This is a genomic window from Pseudomonas sp. 9_2_1 (assembly GCF_059295275.1).
Genome location: NZ_CM181239.1, coordinates 3557765 through 3576635 on the forward strand (window position 1 = coordinate 3557765; position 18871 = coordinate 3576635).

Below are 18871 nucleotides of genomic sequence, written 5' to 3' on the forward strand. Positions count from 1 at the left end.
ATAGATGAAACAAATTGGTTCAGGATGGAAACAATTCATTTCTGAACAGGCGCCGCCATGCATTCCCCCACCTCCCAGGTCGTCGTGCTGATCAGTCACCTGCAGCGCCCCCTGCAACGCAGCCGCCTCGCGCAAATGGTGGCCGCGCTCGCCGCGGACTACCCCGACACCCACATCGAAGTGCTCGACACCTCGGTGACCGAGGTACTGCAAGCCGCCCGCGAACTGGAATTGCGCGGAGAAGCCGACGTGTTCATCTGCGCCGGGGCCACTGCTGCCTACCTGCGTAAGCACCTGGCGCGCCCGGTACTGACGATGCGTGTGGGCGGCGGTGACCTGCTGCGGGCACTGGGGCAAGCGCGCGAGCATGCCTCGCAAGTGGCCTTGCTCAGCTACAACCGCATCGACCAGGGCCTTCAGGCCATGGCCGGGCTGTTCACCGTGCAGGTTCACCAGGCTGCCTACACCTCCCTGGAAGAAGCGCGCCAGGAAGTCGAACAGGCCGCACGGATGGGGTGTCGCAGCATCATCGGCTCATCGACGGTGGTGGAGCTGGCGGAACAGGCCGGCCTGCACGGCGTGCTGTCACTGAGCGAGGACACTGTGCGCAAGGCGCTCGAGGAGGCCGTGGGCATCCTTGATAGCCAACGGATCGAGATCGCCAAGCGCCGGCACTTGAACGCCGTGCTGCAACACATCCCCACCGGCGTGGCGGCGGTCGACAACCAGGGCGTGGTGCAGTCGCTCAATCCGGCCCTGGCTCAGCTGCTGGATTTGCCGCTCAGCGCGGCGCTGGGCCGTCCGCTGCAGCAGCTGTGCCCGGAACTGGACCTGCAGCAGGCGTTTGCAGAGGGCGGCGAAGAAAACCGGGTGATCCGGCTCGGCTCACATGCAGTGGTCAGCAACCTGCTGCCGATCCTCGAGAACGGCCAGCGCACCGGCCTGGTCCTGACCTGCCAGGACACCACCGCCGTGCAGCGGGCGGACCAGCGCATCCGTTCCACCCGCCGGCCCGGCGCCTTTACCGCCCGGTACCGCCTTGAGCAGCTCGACGGCAACAGCCGGGCCAACCGCGAAATGCTGCAGCTGGCCAGGCGTTTTGCCGCCAGCCAGTCAACCATCCTGATCACCGGTGAAAGCGGCACCGGCAAAGAGTTGCTGGCCCAGGGCATCCACAACGAGAGCCCGCGCCGACAAGGCCCCTTCGTCGCCATCAACTGCGCGGCGTTCCCGGAGACGCTGCTGGAAAGCGAACTGTTCGGCTACGAGGAAGGCGCCTTCAGCGGCTCACGCAAGGGCGGCAAGCCTGGCCTGTTCGAAGTGGCGCACCGGGGCACACTGTTTCTCGACGAGATCGGCGACATGCCCGTGCCGCTGCAAACGCGCCTGCTGCGTGTGCTGCAGGAGCGCGAAGTACTGCGCCTGGGCGGCACCGAGCCGATCGCGATCGATGTGCGCATCATCGCCGCTACCCATCAAGACCTGCGAAGCGCGATAGTCGATGGCGACTTCCGTACCGACCTGTATTACCGACTCAATATCCTGCGCCTGCAGACCACCCCTTTGCGCGAGCGCCCCGAGGATATTGCCCTGATCTGCCGGGGCATCAGCCAGCGCCTGCTGGTCCAAGGCCAGCCACCGGGCGCGGCGGACGTGCCAGGCGCCCTGTTGCCTTACCTGACACGCCACGGGTGGCCGGGCAATGTGCGTGAGCTGGAGAACGTAATCGAGCGGGCGATGCTCTCGGCCCGCGAGCTGCTGGGGGAGCATGGCGTAGACGAACAGTACTTGGCGCGGGTGCTGCCCGAGCTGTGCGAAGGGGTTACGCCAACCAGCCGTGCCAGGCCCTCCCGGGAGTCGGACCTGCACAGCATCGGCAAGGCCGCTCAGTTGCGCCATGTGCAGGAAACCCTGGACAACTGCCAGGGCAATCTCGACGAAGCGGCGCGGCAGCTGGGCATCAGCCGGACCACGTTATGGCGAAGGCTCAGGGCAGTGGGGTGAATCTGGTAGTTAGCCACCTGACGGCCGATTACCGACTCAGTATCTGCTCCGGGTCGATGGAAGACGTTCGTCACGAGCGCTCCAGTACGGGCCCGTACTGTCTCCAGGCACTGCATCGAGACACTACAGGACCGGGCAGCATAGTGGTAAAGATACCCGGCGGCTGCCCGGGCCAGGATTCAGCCCCTGGCGTTGGAGTACGCAGCGCCGCCGCGCAAGCCGGTGTTCTCCTCCACCGCCCCGGTGCCGTCGAGGTAACCATGTTTGCGCAGGTCGGGCATGAGTACGGCAGCCAGCAGCGTAATGGCGCTCATGGCCGCCACGTAATAGTAGAAGTACGACTCCACCCCCGCGCCGCGCAATGACAGTGCCACGTACTCGGCCGTACCGCCACACAACGCATTGCCCAGTGCGTAAGGTAAGCCTACTCCCAGCGCACGAACGGTGGCCGGGTACAGGTCAGCCTTGAGCACGCCGGTCACTGGCGTGTAGAACGCTGCAATCAGCAGCCCTAGCATCACCAGCGCAAAGGCCTCGTACGGGTTGCTGACGCTCTTCAGGCCCGTGAGCAATGGCACGATCAACACGCTCGACAGCAGGCCGAAGGCAATCATGCTGTTACGCGAGCCGATACGATCGGCCATCATCCCGAACACCGGCTGCAGACACATGAACACCACCAGTGCGGCGGTCATGATGAAGCTGACCGTCGAGGGATCGAAGCCGGCCGACACCACCAGGTATTTCTGCATATAGGTGGAGAAGGTGTAGAAATGGAGCGAGCAACCGGCCGTAATGGCGATGGTCAGCAACAGAGCCTTCTTGTGCTTCATCAGCGCTTTGATCGAGCCGGCTTCCTTGTGTTTCGCGCCCTGAGCATGGGCGGTCTCAAGCATTGAACGGCGCAGATATACCACCACCAGTGCGCTCACCGCACCGATGAAGAACGGAATACGCCAGCCCCAGGCCTTGAGCTCCTCGATCGGCAGCACGTTCTGCAGCACCACCACCGTGAGCAGCGCGAGCAGCTGGCCGGCGATGATGGTGAAATACTGGAACGAGCCAAAGAAGCAGCGCTTGCCCTTGCGGGAAATCTCGCTGATGTAGGTGGCTCCGGTGCCATATTCAGCACCGACCGAGAGCCCCTGCATCAGGCGGGCTATCAGCAGCAGCACCGGAGCTGCCATGCCTACGGACTCATAAGTGGGCAGCACGGCAATCATCAGCGAGCCGCCACACATCAGGAACACAGAGATGATCATGGAAAACTTGCGGCCCCGGGTATCGGCCAGGTAACCGAAGATCCACCCGCCCAAGGGGCGCATGAAAAAGCCCACGGCGAAGATCCCGGCGGTCGCCAGCAACTGCGTGGTCTGGTCGCCTTGGGGGAAGAACAGGGCTGCGAAGTAGATCGAGGTGTAGGCGTAGATGAAGAAGTCGTACCACTCCACCAGGTTACCGGAGCAGGCACCGAGAATGGCGCGGATTCGTTGGCGGTTGGTCAGGTTGTGGATATCAGGCGCAGCGGGATTGTTATTGTCGGCGTGCATGAGGTAACTCCAGATCTTAGGCAAACGCAAGGCAGGAACGACAGCGTCGGTTTACGTTCGATCGATCGAGCTGGAGTCGTGGCGGGAAAAAGCAGGCGGCAAAACGCATGGCGATAAAACGCGCATCATGGGGGTACCTTTTGGGATCTATTATTTTACAAGTCAGCGAAAGCGCACTGACTTTTATTCCCGAGCAAAGCTACGCCCTCGCCTGAATAGCGGCCAGACCCGCTACCCTCTAGCAGTTATGCCTCAATTGAATAGCTGGCTGTGGCTGCGTCACAGCATATGCCCAGCCCAGATGCCTTCGGCCACAAGCTCCGAGGCAATATCGACGAAGGTCTGGCCGACATAGCGGGTTGCCGGGCTCACCTGGCGATCGGCCGGCAGCACCAGCACCAGTTTGCGCATGGGCGTGGGGTCGACCAGCGGTGCGGCGCACAGAGTGCCGTCGTTCAAGCGCGAGTAGATCGACGCCAAGGGCAATGCGGTGTAGCCGAAGCCATTGCGCACCAGGTCGATCATTGCGCCGAATGAATCCGCCTCGACGCTGGTGGTGATCTTGAAGCCGCGCTCCAGGGCACATTGGTCCATGATCTTGCGCAGCCCATGACGGGGGCTGGGCAAGACCATCGGTTCACTGGCCAACTGTGCGAATGGTACCGCCGTATCGAGACCCAGCCCAGAATCGGGAGGGCCGACAAGCACCAGGTTTTCCATCATCACCGGTTCGATGCGCAGTGTATGCAGGGGCTGCGGATCGTAGGAGATCGCGAGTTCCAGTTCGCCGCGCTGCAACCAGTCCAGCAGGTAGCCGCTGAAGGCCGATGAAAAGCGGATGGACAGGTCCGGGTGGGTGTCGCTGATGCGCTTGACCAGCGGAACCGTGACGATCTCGGCGATGGTCGGCGTGGTGCCGATGGCGACCATGCCGCGAAACGCCGCGCGGCCGCCGGCCACCGAGGTACGAATGGATTCCAGCTCGTTCATGATGCGGGTGGCCCGCTCCAGCACCTCGAGCCCCGCTGCGGTGATTTCCATCCCACGGCCATGGCGCTCGAACAGATAGACGCCCAGCTCCTTTTCCAACTGCCGGATCTGCCGGCTCAATGCCGGTTGCGCCACGTGCAGCCGGTCAGACGCCTTGCTCAAGCTGCCAAGTTCTGCCACGTGGATCAGGGTTTTAAGTTGCGTTACGTCCATCGTTAAGCCACTAGCAGGGAGAGGGGCGCCATTGGAGCGGCGTGTTTGACAGTCTAAAGACAGCCCGGGGCACCAGCTATAGAATTTGAGCATAGCAGTTAGAAGCCGAGCGCCTGGCTCAACCTATTGGCTTATCTGCTTGCGGGAGAGTAGCGCGTGGGGTTGCCTGCTCCACCTCCGGTTCCTGCAACTCCCCTTCCCATTTGGCCACCACCGCAGTGGCGATCGAGTTACCCACGGCATTGGTGGCCGAACGCCCCATGTCGAGGAAGGTGTCTATGCCCAAAATCAGCAGCAGCCCCGCTTCGGGAATATCGAACTGAACCAGTGTTGCGGCAATCACCACCAACGATGCCCGAGGCACCCCTGCCAGCCCTTTGGAGGTCAGCATCAAGGTCAGCAGCATGAGGATCTGTGTGCCGAGGGTCATCTCTACACCGTAGGCCTGTGCGATGAACAGCACGGCAAAGGTGCAGTACATCATCGAGCCGTCGAGGTTGAACGAGTAGCCCATTGGCATCACGAAACTGGAAATCTTGCGGCTGACCCCAAAGCGGTCCAGCGCCGCGAGGAGTTTCGGGTAGGCTGATTCCGAGCTGGCAGTGGCGAACGCCAGCAGAAACGCCTCCTTGATGAGTGCCAGCAAGGCGAACACCCGCCGGCCCAGGAACATCGCACCGGCCAGCACCAGCAACATCCACAGCAAGACCAAGCCCAGATAGAAGTCGCGCATGAACACGGCGAACGTGGCGAGGATCGACAAGCCATTGACTGCCACCGTGGCAGCCATCGCCGCCATGACAGCCAAGGGCGCCAGCTTCATGACGTAGCCGGTGATGAGCAGCATGGCCTGCGCCAGCTCATCGGCCAGGCGTACCAGGCCCTTGGCTTTTTCCCCCAGCGCCGCCAGGGCGACTCCGAAGAACAGCGAGAACACCACGATCTGCAGGATCTCGTTGTTGGCCAGTGCCTCGGCGAATGACCTGGGTACCAGGTGGGTGACAAAGGCCTTGAGGGTAAAGGCTGAGGTCTGCAGCGAAGTGGTTTCACTCACGTCCGGCAGTGGCAGTGCCAGGTGCAGCCCTGGTTGCAGGATGTTGGCCATCATCAAGCCTACCGCCAGCGACAGCAGCGAGGCCGTCAAGAACCACATCATGGCCTTGCCGAATACCCGCCCCACTGCACCGGCATCGCCCATGTGGGCGATGCCTACCACCAGGGTGGAAAACACAAGCGGCCCGATCAGCATCTTGATCAGCCTCAGGAACACGTCCGAGATCACCGAGATGTACCCGGCGGTATGGGCGGCAGCGGCTTTGTCCGGGCTGGTAAGAAAAATGACGTAGCCGATCATCACGCCGAGAAACATGGCCAGCAGTATCCAGCCCGCCAACGGTAGTTTGAGTCTCATTGAGCACCTGTATTCAAGCAATAGGATCCGTCACCGCCTGAGCAGTGCATTACGGAACGAAGTAGGACAGTGCAAGGTGCCGGAACCGGCAGGGCGAGGTTGGCGTATCGGCCAATGGCGGCTCGGCAATGAACCACCCGGCGAGTGTGCGCAGGTAACGAAGCATCATGGACAACCCTCGATCTTATTGTTGTTTTGATTCGACAGCGGCGCGGCCGCAACCGAGTGGACAACCTAACGTCTTTGCCTGCGGCCCATAAGCGCTGCATGTGTCTATCAGCTATGCCCGCTTTCTATAGAGGCAGCCGCTCCTGCGCGAGCCATGCCTGCCCCCATCCGGCACCTGGCCACACCAAACGCCGACCCGCCATTCCATGGGCCAACCTATGCCGGCCCGGCATATCTCAAAGAAAAAAACGGTAGTCGTCGTGCACCTCAACTCCCCCCATCATGTGGAAAAACAAAAGCAGCACTGCCGGGAGATACGCATGTCATCGCAAGAAGCTGAACAGAACTGGCAAGAGGACGTGTTCCGTGTCCTCAAGGCCCACGACGTCAAGCACGTCGTGTTCGTCCCGGATGCCGGCCACTCGGCAGCCATCCGCATGTCCTACGCCGACCCCGATATCAAGGCCGTTGTGCTTACCACCGAAGAAGAAGGCATCGGCTACCTGGCCGGCGCCTGGCTGGGCGGCGAACGCGGCGCCCTGCTGATGCAGTCGAGCGGTGTCGGCAACTGCATCAACACCCTCGCCCTGCAGAACTGCGCCGGCTTCCCGCTGTTGATGGTGGTGACCATGCGTGGTGACTGGGCCGAGTTCAACGCCTGGCAGAACCCAATGGGCCAGGCCACTGAAGCGTCCCTGAACCTGATGAAGGTGATGACCTGGCGCGCCGACCAGCCAGAGGACGTCGCGCCCCTGCTGCATGGCGCCGCCACCATGGCCTTCAACGGTGATGCCGCCACTGCCCTGCTGCTCGGCCAGCGTCTGATCGGAGAAAAGAAATGGGTCAAGTGAGTGCCAACCACGTGCTGTGCCGCCGTGAAGTCGTCCGTTCCCTGCTCGCCGATCGCAACGATGTGCTGGTGGTCACCGGCCTGGGCTCGGCCTCGTACGATGTAATGGCCGCTGGCGATCATGCCAACAACTATTACCTTTGGGCCGCCATGGGCAGCGCCATCACTGTCGGTTTGGGCCTGGCCAATGCGCAACCGGACAAGAGCGTGGTGGTGATCACCGGCGACGGCGAACTGCTGATGGGCTTTGGCGCCCTGGCCACCGTTGCCCTGCAGCAGCCGAAGAACCTGACCATCGTGGTGCTGGATAACGGCCACTTCGGCGAGACAGGCATGCAGGTCAGCCACGCCGGGTTCGGCATCCAGCTCGAGCGGGTCGCCGATACCTGCGGTTTTGCCTGGACCCAGGAAATCCGTGAGATGGACGGCGTGCATGCTTTGCGCGAGCGTTTCGCCAACCGCGATGGCGTCAAGCTGGCTACGGTGAAAATCAAGGCCGAGAACCCTCCGCGCGTATTGCCGCCGCGCGATGGCCATTACGTCAAGAACCGCTTCCGCGCTGCCCTGGGCTTCCAGCCAATCTGACCGTGTTACAGGGTCGGCCGGCGGCCGAACCACGATGACGCTGCCGGCCCGGCCCACCTTGGAGAATGATGATGCACGACCACAATAACGAAGAACTCAAGGCCATTCGTGAGGGTGTCCGCGCCCTGTGTGGCGACTTCCCCGCCGAATACTGGCGCAAGATCGACGAGGAAAAGGGCTTCCCTGAAGCCTTCGTCAAGGCCATGACCGACGAGGGTTGGCTGTCGGCGATGATTCCGGAAGAGTTCGGCGGCTCCGGCCTGGGCCTGGCCGAGGCGTCGGTGATTCTCGAGGAGGTCAATGCATGCGGCGGCAACTCCGGCACCATCCATGGCCAGATGTACAACATGTTCACCTTGCTGCGTAACGGCAGCGAAGAGCAGAAGCGCTACTACCTGCCCAAACTGGCCAGCGGCGAGCTACGCCTGCAGTCGATGGCCGTGACCGAGCCGTCCACCGGCACCGACACCACCAAAATCAAGACCACCGCGGTTCGCCAAGGTGACAAGTATGTAATCAATGGCCAGAAGGTGTGGATCTCGCGTGTGCAGCACTCCGACCTGATGATCCTGCTGGCCCGCACCACCCCGCTCGCCGAGGTGACAAAAAAGGTCGATGGCATGTCGATCTTCCTGGTCGACCTGCGCGAGGCCATCGGCAACGGCCTGACCGTGCAGCCGATCGCCAACCTGGTGAACCACGAAACCAACGAGCTGTTCTTCGACAACCTGGAAATTCCCGCCAGCAGCTTGATTGGTGAAGAAGGCAAAGGCTTCCGCTACATCCTCGACGGTCTCAATGCAGAGCGCACCCTGATTGCCGCCGAATGCATCGGCGATGGCCGCTGGTTCGTCGAGAAAGCCAGCCAGTATGCCCGTGACCGCGAGGTGTTCGGCCGGCCGATCGGCAAGAACCAGGGTGTGCAGTTCCCCATCGCCGAGGCCCACATCGAGATCGAAGCCGCCGACCTGATGCGCTGGCGCGCTTGCGCCGAATACGACAGCGGGCGCAACGCCGGGGCGGCCGCCAACATGGCCAAGTACCTGGCGGCCAAGGCCAGCTGGGAAGCGGCCAACGCCTGCCTGCAGACCCACGGCGGCTTCGGCTTTGCCAATGAATACGACGTAGAGCGTAAATTCCGTGAAACCCGCCTGTACCAGGTGGCGCCGATCTCGACCAACCTGATCCTGTCCTACGTGGCCGAACACCTGCTGGAGCTGCCGCGCTCGTTCTGATCCGTACTACCCCCCTGTGCCGCACGGGGGCCTGTCATAACAAGAGAGACAACACCATGAGCCAGCCCATCCGCCCCCTTGACGGCATTACCGTCATCAGCCTTGAACACGCGATCGCGGCGCCCTTCTGCACCCGCCAGCTGGCCGATCTCGGCGCCCGCGTCATAAAGGTGGAGCGCCCCGGCAGTGGCGATTTCGCCCGGGGCTACGACCAGCGGGTCAACGGCCTGGCCTCGCATTTCGTGTGGACCAACCGCTCGAAAGAAAGCCTGGCCCTGGACCTCAAGCAGGAAGTCGCCAGCGACATCCTTGATCAGTTGCTGGAGCAGGCCGATGTGCTGGTGCAAAACCTGGCACCGGGTGCGGCCGCGCGCCTGGGGTTGAACTTCGAGGCGCTGCACGCGCGATTCCCGCGGCTGATCGTCTGCGATATCTCGGGCTACGGCGCGGGCGGCCCCTACGAACAGAAAAAGGCCTATGACCTGCTGATCCAGAGCGAAGGCGGTTTCCTGTCGGTCACCGGCGGGCCTGGCGAAGAAGGGATGGCCAAGGCCGGCAACTCGATCGCTGATATCGCCGCTGGCATGTATGCCTATACCGGTATCCTTTCGGCGGTCCTGTTGCGGGAAAAGACCGGCATCGGCAGCCAGGTGGAAGTGTCCATGCTCGAGGCCTTGGTAGAGTGGATGAACTACCCGCTCTACTACGCCTACGAGGGCGCCGCACCACCGCCACGTGCTGGCGCGGCGCACGCCACCATCTATCCGTATGGCCCCTTCCCGGTGGGCGACGGCAGCACCGTCATGCTGGGGCTGCAGAACGAGCGCGAGTGGCAGCTCTTCTGCGAACAGGTGCTGCAGCAACCGGAACTGGCCAGTGATGAGCGCTTCAGCGCCAATTTCACGCGCGTGACCAATCGCGATGCGCTGCGCGGACTGATCGTCGAGGCATTTGCTGCACTGGACTTCGACACTGTGATAGGGCGCCTCGATGGGGCCAGCATCGCCAATGCCAAGGTCAATGACATGCAGGGCGTCTGGGCCCACCCGCAACTGCAGGCCCGCGACCGCTGGCGGCGCATCGACACTGCCGCCGGCCCGGTGCCCAGCCTGTTGCCGCCGGCCACCAGCAACGCCTATGCGCCGCGCATGGACCCTGTCCCCGCCTTGGGCCAGCACAACGAAAGCATCCTTGCCGAGCTCGGCCTGCCCCATGAACGTATTCAGCAACTGCGCACTGCAGGGGTCATCTGACCCCTCTTTTTTCACGCCGTTGCCAACGCTTAAACAGAGTATCCCTGCCTATGAAAGTGCTCGTCGCAATCAAACGAGTGGTCGACTACAACGTCAAGGTTCGCGTCAAAGCGGACAACTCCGGCGTCGACCTTGCTAACGTCAAGATGTCCATGAACCCCTTCTGCGAAATCGCCGTGGAAGAGGCCGTACGCCTGAAGGAAAAAGGCGTTGCGACCGAGATCGTCGTGGTTTCCGTCGGCCCGACCACTGCCCAAGAGCAACTGCGTACTGCCCTGGCCCTGGGTGCCGACCGGGCCATCCTGGTCGAAGCCGCTGACGAGTTGAATTCCCTGGCCGTGGCCAAGGCGCTGAAAGCCGTTGTCGACAAGGAGCAGCCGCAGTTGGTGATCCTCGGCAAACAGGCCATCGACAGTGACAACAACCAGACCGGCCAGATGCTTGCCGCGCTGACCGGCTACGCCCAGGGCACCTTTGCCTCCAAGGTCGCCGTGGCGGCTGACAAGCTCGAGGTTACCCGTGAGATCGACGGCGGCCTGCAGACGGTGGCCCTGAACATGCCAGCCATCGTCACCACCGACCTGCGCCTGAACGAGCCGCGCTATGCGTCACTGCCGAACATCATGAAGGCCAAGAAGAAGCCGCTGGAAATGGTCACTCCCGACGCGCTGGGCGTATCACTGGCCTCCACCAACAAGACCCTCAAGGTTGAAGCCCCGGCTGCCCGCAGCGCGGGCATCAAGGTCAAATCGGTGGCCGAACTGATCGAGAAGCTGAAAAACGAAGCGAAGGTGATTTGATGAGCATTCTGGTAGTTGCTGAACACGACAATCACACCCTCGCCGCCCCTACGCTGCACACCCTGGCCGCCGCCCGCCAGATCGGCGCCGACATCGCGCTGCTGGTAGCCGGCCAGGACGTGGCCGGTGTGGGGTTCGCCGCCGCGCAGTGCGCTGGGGTGACCAAAGTGCTGCTCGCAGACGATGCTGCCTACGCCCATCAGCTCCCGGAAAACGTGGCGCCGTTGGTGGCCAACCTGGGTCGCGACTTCAGCCATGTGCTGGCCCCGGCCACCAGCAACGGCAAGAACCTCTTGCCGCGGGTGGCCGCGCTGCTGGATGTCGACCAGATCTCAGAGATCATTTCGGTCGAGTCCGCAGACACCTTCAAGCGTCCGATCTACGCCGGCAATGCCATTGCCACGGTGCAATCCAGTGCTCCGGTCAAGGTCATCACCGTACGTTCCACCGGGTTTGAAGCCGCGCCGGCAGAAGGCGGCAGCGCGCCAATCGAGGCGCTGGCGGGGGCTGCAGATGCAGGTCTGTCGGCATTTGTCGGCGAAGAGCTGGCCAAGTCCGAGCGCCCCGAACTGACCGCCGCCAAGATCGTGGTGTCCGGCGGCCGGGGCCTGGGCAACGGTGACAACTTCAAGCACCTGTACAGCCTGGCCGACAAGCTCGGCGCTGCGGTCGGTGCTTCGCGCGCCGCGGTGGACGCAGGCTTCGTGCCTAACGACATGCAGGTCGGGCAAACCGGCAAGATCGTGGCGCCGCAGCTGTACATCGCCGTGGGTATCTCCGGCGCTATCCAGCACCTGGCCGGCATGAAGGACTCCAAGGTCATTGTCGCTATCAACAAGGACGAAGAGGCACCTATCTTCCAGATAGCTGATTACGGCCTGGTCGGCGATCTGTTCGAGATCGTCCCGGCACTGACTTCGACGCTGTAAAGGACAATAAGAAAATGAGCTCACCCGCACTCCAAACATGGATCGGCCGCAGCGAGACCGTCCATGACCGCATCAGCCATAACCTCGTCAAGCGTATTGCCGCTACCTTGAGCGAGCCGGCTCCCGCCCCTGGCGACGCCTTGCCCGCGCTCTGGCACTGGGCGTTTTTCCAGGAGCCGGTCGAAGCGGCCGGGCTGGGTGGCGACGGCCACCCAGCCCGGGGCGGTTTTCTGCCGCCGGCGGACAACCGCAACCGCATGTGGGCCGGGGGGCGCATGGAGTTCATGCGCCCGCTGCGGGTCGATGCCCAGGTATCCCGCCGCTCGACCATCCTCAATGTCGAGGAAAAGCACGGGCGCACCGGCTCCCTGCTGTTCGTCACCGTGCAGCATGAGTACGTGCAGGATGGGCAGCGGGCCCTGGTCGAAGAACAGGACATCGTCTACCGCGAGCCCTCGCCACCCAAGCTTGGCGGCACCGAGCCGATGCCCCACGGCGATTGGAGTGAAAACGTTCAACCAGATCCTACCCTGCTGTTCCGCTATTCGGCGGTGACCTTCAACGGTCATCGCATCCATTACGACTGGCCATATGTCACCGAAACCGAAGGTTACCCGGGGCTGGTGGTTCACGGTCCGCTGATCGCCACGCTGAACCTTCGCGCCTTCGTGCGGGCCAATCCGCAGTTGAGCGTACGCCGTTTCAGCTATCGGGGTGTGCGCCCGCTGATCTGCCCGGATGCGTTCGAGGTCGGCGGACGGCTGACCGGCGACGGCAAAGCGCAGCTCTGGGCGGGCAATCCGGCAGGCCAGGCGCAGGTAGGCGAAATTGAATTCGTCCAGAGGGCACGCTCATGAATACTGAAATCGTACGCAGCGCGCTGTTTGTACCGGCCACCCGCCCAGAGCGCATTCCCAAGGCCCTGGCCAGCGGCGCCGACCGCGTCATCGTCGATCTCGAGGATGCCGTTGAAGAAGCGCTCAAGGAACAAGCGCGCGACAACCTTGAGCTGTTTCTCCGCGACCAATCCCAAGCCCAGGTGCTGGTGCGCGTCAACGCGCCAGGCCACTGGGCCCATGAGGCCGACCTGGCGCTGTGCCAGCGCCACGCCGGGGTCGTCGGCATCTTGCTGCCAAAGGCCGAAACCGTCGGCCAGATCGAGCGCGTGCATGCCACCGGCAAAGCGGTGTGGCCGATTATCGAAAGTGCCAAGGGCCTGGCTGCCCTGCCCGTCCTGGCGGCTGCAGCAGGCGTCGATCGGCTGTCGTTCGGCAGCCTGGACCTGGGCTTGGACCTCGGGCTGAACACCGGCAGCGCCGCTGCCGAACAGGTGCTGGGCCATGCCCGCTACGCGGTGCTGCTGCACAGCCGGGTCGCCGGGCTGGCCGCGCCGCTGGACGGCGTGTTCCCGGCCATTCAGGACACCGACGGGCTGCAGCGCCAGGTGCGTTTCGCCCGGGACATGGGCTTTGCCGGCGCTCTGTGCATCCATCCTGGCCAGGTCAACGTGATTCACGCCGCGCTCAAGCCCTCGGCAGCCGAGCTGGACTGGGCGCAGCGGGTGGTTGAACACGCTGAAACTGGCGCCGGCGTATTCACCCTCGATGGCCAGATGGTCGACGCCCCCGTGATCCTTCGCGCCCGGGCCATGCTGCTCCAAGCCGGCTGAAGCCTCCGTTATCGCTCCCGGCACCGCACACCACCTCTGTTCTGACGCGCAGCGGTGAGCGGTACCGGGGGCACCTATCCAGAGAGGTGCCACATGTGTCTGCTCACTGGTACACCCCGGCCCCGGCGCCACTGCAAACGCCTGCTCTGCCAGGTGCTGCGAGCACTTTCGAGGTTGCCGGCCTATGCTTGAAGCCGCCCGTGCCTGTCCCTCCTCCCTGACCCAGGCTGCAACCGAACTGATGGTCGAGATTGGCTATACCGCCATGACCATGAGAAAGCTGGCCCTGCGCGTCGGCATTCTTCCCGGCAGCCTTTACCATCACGTCGATTGCAAACAGGATCTGCTGCTCAATGTGGTGCTGGAGATCATCGAACGCCGCAAGCAGGCCTGGGAAAACGGCGCCCAACCTCAATCTCTGCATGCTTATGTGCGTTTTGCGCTGGCACGGCAAGTGGCCCTTCCCCAGGAGGAGATGGTCCTTCGTCACGAAGTCAGGCACCTGGACGACCGCCACCGGCTCTGGCTGGAGCGGGCAATGGGGCAACTGGCCGAGCCACTCCGCCAGATTATCGAGGGGGGGTGCGCTCTAGGCCTGTACCGCGTGAGCGACCCTGCCCGAACTGTCGTTGCCATCTTGGCGATCATCGAGAGCGGCAACAGTCTGCGGGTTGGCAATACGGTCTTCGATGAAAATTGGATCGAGCAGCACATCTTGCGGATGTGCAATGCCTTGCTACAGCCCGATCACTGACCTAAGCCGTCTCTGGCGGAACAGCGCCCGCCAGAGCACGCTGCAAGCGGTACTAGGTATCGCGATGATCCTTGCCCCTTAGCCGTTGCCGGAACGCTTCAAACGCCTGCGGATTGACCATGCGTGGCCCCGGCTCCCCGCGCAGCAACTGCAGAATCTGCTCTGCCGCCCACGCGCCCATGCGCTTGCGCGCCTCGCGCGTGACGCCTGCGGTGTGATACAGGCCGACCACGTTTTCAAGGCCAAGCAAAGGATGATCCAGCGCAGGCGGCTCTTGGTCCCAAACGTCGATTCCCGCAGCGCCAAGATGGCCGCAGGCCAACGCGTCATAAAGGGCGACCTCGTCATGCAAGCCGCCACGTGCAGTGTTGATGAATACAGCCCCTTTGCGCATCGCTGCGAAAGCCGACGCGTTCATGAGGTTCAAGGTCGAGGCCAGACGTGGGCAATGCAGCGAGACTACATCACTGTGCTGCAACAGGCTCTGCAACGTGCAACTGGTAGCGCCCCGTTGGCCGATCTGTTCCGCGCTCAGCAGGGGATCATGGGCCAGGACCTGCATGCCCAGGGCCTGGGCTATGCGCGCGACACGTGTACCAATCTCACCGATACCGATGAGACCCAAGCTTTTGCCGCACAACTCGCTACCCATCAGGTCTTCGCGAGAAAAGCCGCGATCCCGGCGCAAGCGCCGGTCCGATTCGCTGATCCGCCGCGCGCAATCGATCATCAACCCCACCGTGGCTTCGGCCACCGATTGGGCGTTGGCGCCCGATTGGTTGACGACCAGGACACCCGCGCGAGTGCAGGCTTCGACATCCACCGTGTCAAAGCCTGCACCATTGGTAGAGACACAAAGCAGGTCAGGCAACTGCCCGAGCAGCGCCTCGGTAATACGCCACTGCGGTGGGAGCTCGTCCCGCGCCGAGGGTATCTGAAACACCTGGCAACTGCGCAGCGCCTGCAGGATGACGCCAGGCGACTGGTCACGGGCAACGGTTTGCAGCACGACACCTGGCGAAGCCTCGAACGTCTGGGCCATCACCGGGTGATACCAGACGTCGAAGCGCACGATCTTTTTCCTTTCAGCAGTCATGCTCGCCTCGCCTCAATGGCTGGGGTGGGTAGGGAGGGATTTACGCCCCATGAACTTGCGTACGCCGATGTTCTCCTCAACCTTGCCGTCGCCATCGAGATAACCATGCTTGCCCAGGTCTGGCATCAACAAGGCCGACACCAGGGTGATGGCGCCGATGGCCGCCACGTACAGGTAGAAGTACTGCTCCATTCCCACAGAGCGGAAGGACAGCGCCACATACTCGGCCGAACCGCCGAACATCGCGGCCCCTACGGCGTAAGGCAGGCCCACACCCAGTGCGCGCACAGTCGGTGGATAGAAGTCGGCCTTGAGCACCCCGGTGACCGGTGTATAGAAAGCTGCAATCAGCAAACCGGCGAGCACCAGCCCAAACGCTGCGAGCGGGTCCTGCACTGTCTTGATCGCGGACAGCAACGGGATAACCAGGAAAGTGGACAGCAGGCCGAACAAGATCATGTTGCGGCGCACGCCGATTTTGTCTGCGAGCATGCCGAACACCGGCTGCGCCAGCATGAAGATCACCAATGCGCAAGCCATGATGATGCTGACCGTGGGGGCCGGAATGCCGACACTCACTACCAGGAACTTCTGCATGTACGCGGTAAAGGTATAGAAGTACAGCGAGCAGCCGATGGTGATGGTGAAGGTGAGCAGCACCGCGCGCCGGTGTTGCATCAGGCCCCGGAGCGAGCCGGATTCCTTGCTCTTCATCCCTGCTTCAGTGGCTGTCTCGCGCATGGTGCGGCGCAGGATGACCACCACGATCGAAGCCAGCGCGCCGATCAGGAACGGCACCCGCCAGCCCCAGGCCTTCAGGTCCTGTTCCGACAGCACCAGTTGAAGTACCGCTACCGTCAGCAGCGCCAGCAGTTGCCCGGCAATGATCGTCATGTACTGGAACGAGCCGTAGAACGAGCGCTTCCCGGCGCGGGATACCTCGCTGATGTAGGTGGCGCCAGTGCCGTACTCGGCGCCCACCGACAACCCTTGCATCAGCCGCGCGATCACCAGCAGCACCGGCGCGGCGACACCCACCGTGGCATACGTGGGCATCACCGCGATCATCAACGAGCCGCCGCACATCATGAACACCGAGATGATCATCGAGATCTTGCGCCCCCGGGTATCGGCGATATAGCCGAAGATCCAGCCGCCCAGCGGGCGCATGAAAAAGCCGACGGCAAAGATGCCGGCCGTCGCCAGCAGCTGGCTGGTCTGGTCGCCAGCGGGGAAGAACAGTGATGCGAAGTAGATGGAGGTGTAGGCATAGATGAAGAAGTCGTACCACTCCACCAGGTTGCCGGAACACACGCCCACAATTGCGGTTGTACGCTCTTTGCGCGTCAACGGACGTGCCGTGCTCATGTCTGCATTCATGATCGCTTACCCTTGTTGTTATTTTTGTGCCAACTCGGGTACAGCTTTGCATAGCTTCGTTTTGGGGGAAGAGGCGCCTCGGGTCTAACAGCTATGCCTGGCAGGCATGGCCATCTACACCGGGCTTTCGGGCAGTTTGTCCTGCAGATAGCGGCAGACTTCTTCTGCGACCCGGCTCAGGCAGCCTTTGAAGAAGTGGTCGGCGCCGGCGTACACCGATACGCGGCGGTGCTCGCCAGCGGCCCAGTCCATCAGGCTGACCAGGGGCGCCATCTGGTCACACTCGCCGTGCACCAGCAGGCAATCGTCGGGCAGGTCCGGCGCCGGGTAATGGCGGCCCCCCGGTACATCGCCGACCGGCAGCCCCAGCAGGGCCAAGGCGTCGAACTCTCCGACCGATGCGCAGGCCAGCCTTGCGAACACATGGGCGCCGAAAGAGAAACCGATCAAGGCGATGGGCCGCCCTGGCATGATTCCAGCCATGTGCTTGAGCACCGACTGGCTGTCCGCAGTCTCGCCGATGCCGCCATCATGACTGCCCTCGCTTGACCCCACCCCACGAAAACTCGGCCGCACCACCAGCCAGCCGCTGGCACACAACTGCCGGGCAAGGGTCACTGGCACGATGTGCCGGGGGCTGCCGCCCAACAGTGGTTGCGGATGGCTAACAATAGCCACCCCCTTCGCTGAGGTTGATGGATGATCGAGCAGCAGGTGGAGCTTGCCCACTGGGCCATCGATCAGCAGCTCTTCACGGTCCAATTGTGACATTGCAATTGTCTCCTCGATGGTTGGCGTTCACACGGGCCGGCCCGGCAGTGAGCGCATGACCAGCAGCACCAGCACGACATTGACGACGGCCAAGGCAGCGAGTGTTGCCAGCACAGCCATGGCGCCAAACTGCTGAAGCAGGTAGCCACCGACCAGCGGCGTCAGCGCCTGACCGATCAGCGAAGGCCGCGACATCTTGCCCATCAGCGCCACGTACTGCGCCGGCGGCAGCAGCGCCAGAGGCAGCAAACCCCGGACGATGGCCCGCAGGCCGTTGCCGCAGCCGTAGAGCAACAACCCCAGTGCCGTTGCGCCAGGCGCCAGGGCAACCAGTGCCACGCCCACCGCCACTAATACTGAAGACACCAGGGCGGTCCAGATCGGGTGTCGTTTGCGGGCGACGATCTGCAGCACGCGCGAAGCCACTTGGCTGGGCCCTAATAGCGCACTCAGCGCGATTGCCGTGGCCAGGCTATGGCCCAACCCCTGCAGCACTGCCACCAGTTGCACCGAAACAGCGGTCATGATGATCGCACCGAACGCGAAGATCCACATGAGCAACAGGTACAAACGCCGGTCGACGCTGACGTCGGTCGCCGCCGCCACAGGCTTGCTTGTGGCCCCGTGCGGGCCCGCAGGCAGTACCCAGAGGTAAAGCGGCGCGACCGCGACAATCAGCATAAGTGCATAGGCGGTACAGGTGACCCGCCAGCCGAACTGGTCGATGGCGTACGCCACCAGCGGCCAAGTGATCGTGGTGGCAAAACCGGAAATCAAGGTGATGCCAGTGATCGCCCTGCCCGCCCGCTCGGCATACAAGGCGCCGAGGGTGGCAAACAGGGCTTCGTAAAGACCAATGGCCATGCCGACGCCAATCACCACCCAGGCCAGCAGGAACACTTGCAGGCTGTGTGCGTTGGCGACGAGCAACAGCCCCGCCCCCACCACGACTCCACTCGCGGCCAACTGCCGGCGCCCACCGTAGCGCGCGACCAAGCGGCTCGACAGTGGCGCCAGCAGTGCAGACACCATCAAGCCCAGCGACAGCGCGCCGTAGACCCAATGGCCATCCCACCCGGTCTCGCGCAGGATCGGCTCGCCCATGACTGCCAGAAGAAAGAAAGACCCACCCCAGACCATGATCTGGAGTACCCCCAGGCAAAGGATGCCGATGGGTCCGGGGAGACATAGAGCAGCGTTCACAAACGGCCTT

17 protein-coding genes are annotated in these 18871 nt (G+C 63.0%); 10 read left to right on the forward strand and 7 right to left on the reverse strand.

All coding sequences use genetic code 11. The features are described from left to right. Positions 1–57: 57 nt before the first annotated feature. Positions 58–2004 carry a propionate catabolism operon regulatory protein PrpR gene (gene prpR, locus AC5O5I_RS16000; RefSeq protein ID WP_494511127.1) on the forward strand — a complete coding sequence of 649 codons (1947 nt, stop codon included), beginning with the start codon at positions 58–60 and terminating at the stop codon, positions 2002–2004. 179 nt (positions 2005–2183) lie between these two features. Here prpR and AC5O5I_RS16005 read toward each other — a convergent pair whose 3' ends face one another. The 3 genes from AC5O5I_RS16005 to AC5O5I_RS16015 form a co-directional block, all read right to left on the reverse strand. Then, positions 2184–3554, reverse strand: a complete 1371-nt coding sequence (locus tag AC5O5I_RS16005; RefSeq protein WP_172288462.1) for an MFS family transporter — start codon at positions 3552–3554, stop codon at positions 2184–2186. A 279-nt stretch (positions 3555–3833) separates the two neighbouring features. After that, a complete protein-coding gene (locus AC5O5I_RS16010; protein ID WP_172227360.1) occupies positions 3834–4757 on the reverse strand; it encodes a LysR family transcriptional regulator in 924 nt (307 codons plus the stop codon). A 118-nt stretch (positions 4758–4875) separates the two neighbouring features. Continuing rightward, positions 4876–6168 carry a dicarboxylate/amino acid:cation symporter gene (locus tag AC5O5I_RS16015; RefSeq protein ID WP_172288416.1) on the reverse strand — a complete coding sequence of 431 codons (1293 nt, stop codon included), beginning with the start codon at positions 6166–6168 and terminating at the stop codon, positions 4876–4878. Between the two features lie 488 nt (positions 6169–6656). On the opposite strand from AC5O5I_RS16015, the gene AC5O5I_RS16020 reads away from it, so the two are divergent. From AC5O5I_RS16020 to AC5O5I_RS16060, 9 genes are all read left to right on the forward strand, one after another. Continuing rightward, a complete protein-coding gene (locus AC5O5I_RS16020; protein ID WP_110744360.1) occupies positions 6657–7187 on the forward strand; it encodes a thiamine pyrophosphate-binding protein in 531 nt (176 codons plus the stop codon). After that, on the forward strand, positions 7175–7771 hold the full coding sequence (locus AC5O5I_RS16025; RefSeq protein WP_172227356.1) for a thiamine pyrophosphate-dependent enzyme: 597 nt from the start codon (positions 7175–7177) through the stop codon (positions 7769–7771). The genes AC5O5I_RS16020 and AC5O5I_RS16025 overlap by 13 nt, the downstream gene beginning before the upstream one ends. Positions 7772–7842: 71 nt before the next feature. Then, positions 7843–9006, forward strand: a complete 1164-nt coding sequence (locus tag AC5O5I_RS16030; RefSeq protein WP_494511128.1) for an acyl-CoA dehydrogenase family protein — start codon at positions 7843–7845, stop codon at positions 9004–9006. A 56-nt stretch (positions 9007–9062) separates the two neighbouring features. Beyond that, on the forward strand, positions 9063–10259 hold the full coding sequence (locus AC5O5I_RS16035) for a CaiB/BaiF CoA transferase family protein (RefSeq protein WP_172288412.1): 1197 nt from the start codon (positions 9063–9065) through the stop codon (positions 10257–10259). A gap of 50 nt (positions 10260–10309) precedes the next feature. Next, complete coding sequence (locus tag AC5O5I_RS16040; RefSeq protein ID WP_494511129.1) at positions 10310–11059, forward strand: electron transfer flavoprotein subunit beta/FixA family protein; 750 nt, start codon at positions 10310–10312, stop codon at positions 11057–11059. After that, positions 11059–11988, forward strand: a complete 930-nt coding sequence (locus AC5O5I_RS16045; protein WP_172227348.1) for an electron transfer flavoprotein subunit alpha/FixB family protein — start codon at positions 11059–11061, stop codon at positions 11986–11988. The genes AC5O5I_RS16040 and AC5O5I_RS16045 overlap by 1 nt, the downstream gene beginning before the upstream one ends. Before the next feature lie 14 nt (positions 11989–12002). After that, positions 12003–12845, forward strand: coding sequence for an HTD2 family dehydratase (locus AC5O5I_RS16050; protein WP_172227346.1), 843 nt, complete (start codon positions 12003–12005; stop codon positions 12843–12845). Then, positions 12842–13657: an HpcH/HpaI aldolase/citrate lyase family protein gene (locus AC5O5I_RS16055; RefSeq protein ID WP_172227345.1), complete on the forward strand. Its 816-nt coding sequence runs from the start codon at positions 12842–12844 to the stop codon at positions 13655–13657. The genes AC5O5I_RS16050 and AC5O5I_RS16055 overlap by 4 nt, the downstream gene beginning before the upstream one ends. 184 nt (positions 13658–13841) lie before the next feature. After that, positions 13842–14411 carry a TetR/AcrR family transcriptional regulator gene (locus AC5O5I_RS16060; protein ID WP_172232676.1) on the forward strand — a complete coding sequence of 190 codons (570 nt, stop codon included), beginning with the start codon at positions 13842–13844 and terminating at the stop codon, positions 14409–14411. Between the two features lie 52 nt (positions 14412–14463). Here AC5O5I_RS16060 and AC5O5I_RS16065 read toward each other — a convergent pair whose 3' ends face one another. The 4 genes from AC5O5I_RS16065 to AC5O5I_RS16080 form a co-directional block, all read right to left on the reverse strand. Beyond that, entirely contained in the window at positions 14464–15507 is a 1044-nt protein-coding gene (locus AC5O5I_RS16065) for a hydroxyacid dehydrogenase (protein WP_172287563.1), read from the reverse strand. Positions 15508–15519: 12 nt separating this feature from the next. After that, complete coding sequence (locus AC5O5I_RS16070) at positions 15520–16875, reverse strand: MFS family transporter (protein ID WP_172287565.1); 1356 nt, start codon at positions 16873–16875, stop codon at positions 15520–15522. 126 nt (positions 16876–17001) lie between these two features. Beyond that, positions 17002–17658: an alpha/beta hydrolase gene (locus tag AC5O5I_RS16075; protein ID WP_172224682.1), complete on the reverse strand. Its 657-nt coding sequence runs from the start codon at positions 17656–17658 to the stop codon at positions 17002–17004. A gap of 27 nt (positions 17659–17685) precedes the next feature. Next, positions 17686–18798 (reverse strand): MFS transporter, encoded by a 1113-nt coding sequence (locus AC5O5I_RS16080; protein ID WP_172224679.1) that lies wholly within the window; start codon positions 18796–18798, stop codon positions 17686–17688. Positions 18799–18871: the final 73 nt, after the last annotated feature.

Excerpts from the sequence above, each read along its gene's own strand:
- AC5O5I_RS16080 (WP_172224679.1), bottom strand. The coding sequence starts at position 18,798 with ATGGTCTGGGGTGGGTCTTTCTTTCTTCTGGCAGTCATGGGCGAGCCG.
- AC5O5I_RS16010 (WP_172227360.1), bottom strand. The coding sequence starts at position 4,757 with ATGGACGTAACGCAACTTAAAACCCTGATCCACGTGGCAGAACTTGGC.
- AC5O5I_RS16055 (WP_172227345.1), top strand. The coding sequence starts at position 12,842 with ATGAATACTGAAATCGTACGCAGCGCGCTGTTTGTACCGGCCACCCGC.
- AC5O5I_RS16030 (WP_494511128.1), top strand. The coding sequence starts at position 7,843 with ATGCACGACCACAATAACGAAGAACTCAAGGCCATTCGTGAGGGTGTC.
- AC5O5I_RS16020 (WP_110744360.1), top strand. The coding sequence starts at position 6,657 with ATGTCATCGCAAGAAGCTGAACAGAACTGGCAAGAGGACGTGTTCCGT.
- AC5O5I_RS16075 (WP_172224682.1), bottom strand. The coding sequence starts at position 17,658 with ATGTCACAATTGGACCGTGAAGAGCTGCTGATCGATGGCCCAGTGGGC.
- AC5O5I_RS16005 (WP_172288462.1), bottom strand. The coding sequence starts at position 3,554 with ATGCACGCCGACAATAACAATCCCGCTGCGCCTGATATCCACAACCTG.
- AC5O5I_RS16065 (WP_172287563.1), bottom strand. The coding sequence starts at position 15,507 with ATGACTGCTGAAAGGAAAAAGATCGTGCGCTTCGACGTCTGGTATCAC.
- AC5O5I_RS16050 (WP_172227346.1), top strand. The coding sequence starts at position 12,003 with ATGAGCTCACCCGCACTCCAAACATGGATCGGCCGCAGCGAGACCGTC.
- AC5O5I_RS16015 (WP_172288416.1), bottom strand. The coding sequence starts at position 6,168 with ATGAGACTCAAACTACCGTTGGCGGGCTGGATACTGCTGGCCATGTTT.
- prpR (WP_494511127.1), top strand. The coding sequence starts at position 58 with ATGCATTCCCCCACCTCCCAGGTCGTCGTGCTGATCAGTCACCTGCAG.
- AC5O5I_RS16040 (WP_494511129.1), top strand. The coding sequence starts at position 10,310 with ATGAAAGTGCTCGTCGCAATCAAACGAGTGGTCGACTACAACGTCAAG.
- AC5O5I_RS16025 (WP_172227356.1), top strand. The coding sequence starts at position 7,175 with ATGGGTCAAGTGAGTGCCAACCACGTGCTGTGCCGCCGTGAAGTCGTC.
- AC5O5I_RS16045 (WP_172227348.1), top strand. The coding sequence starts at position 11,059 with ATGAGCATTCTGGTAGTTGCTGAACACGACAATCACACCCTCGCCGCC.
- AC5O5I_RS16060 (WP_172232676.1), top strand. The coding sequence starts at position 13,842 with ATGCTTGAAGCCGCCCGTGCCTGTCCCTCCTCCCTGACCCAGGCTGCA.
- AC5O5I_RS16070 (WP_172287565.1), bottom strand. The coding sequence starts at position 16,875 with ATGAGCACGGCACGTCCGTTGACGCGCAAAGAGCGTACAACCGCAATT.
- AC5O5I_RS16035 (WP_172288412.1), top strand. The coding sequence starts at position 9,063 with ATGAGCCAGCCCATCCGCCCCCTTGACGGCATTACCGTCATCAGCCTT.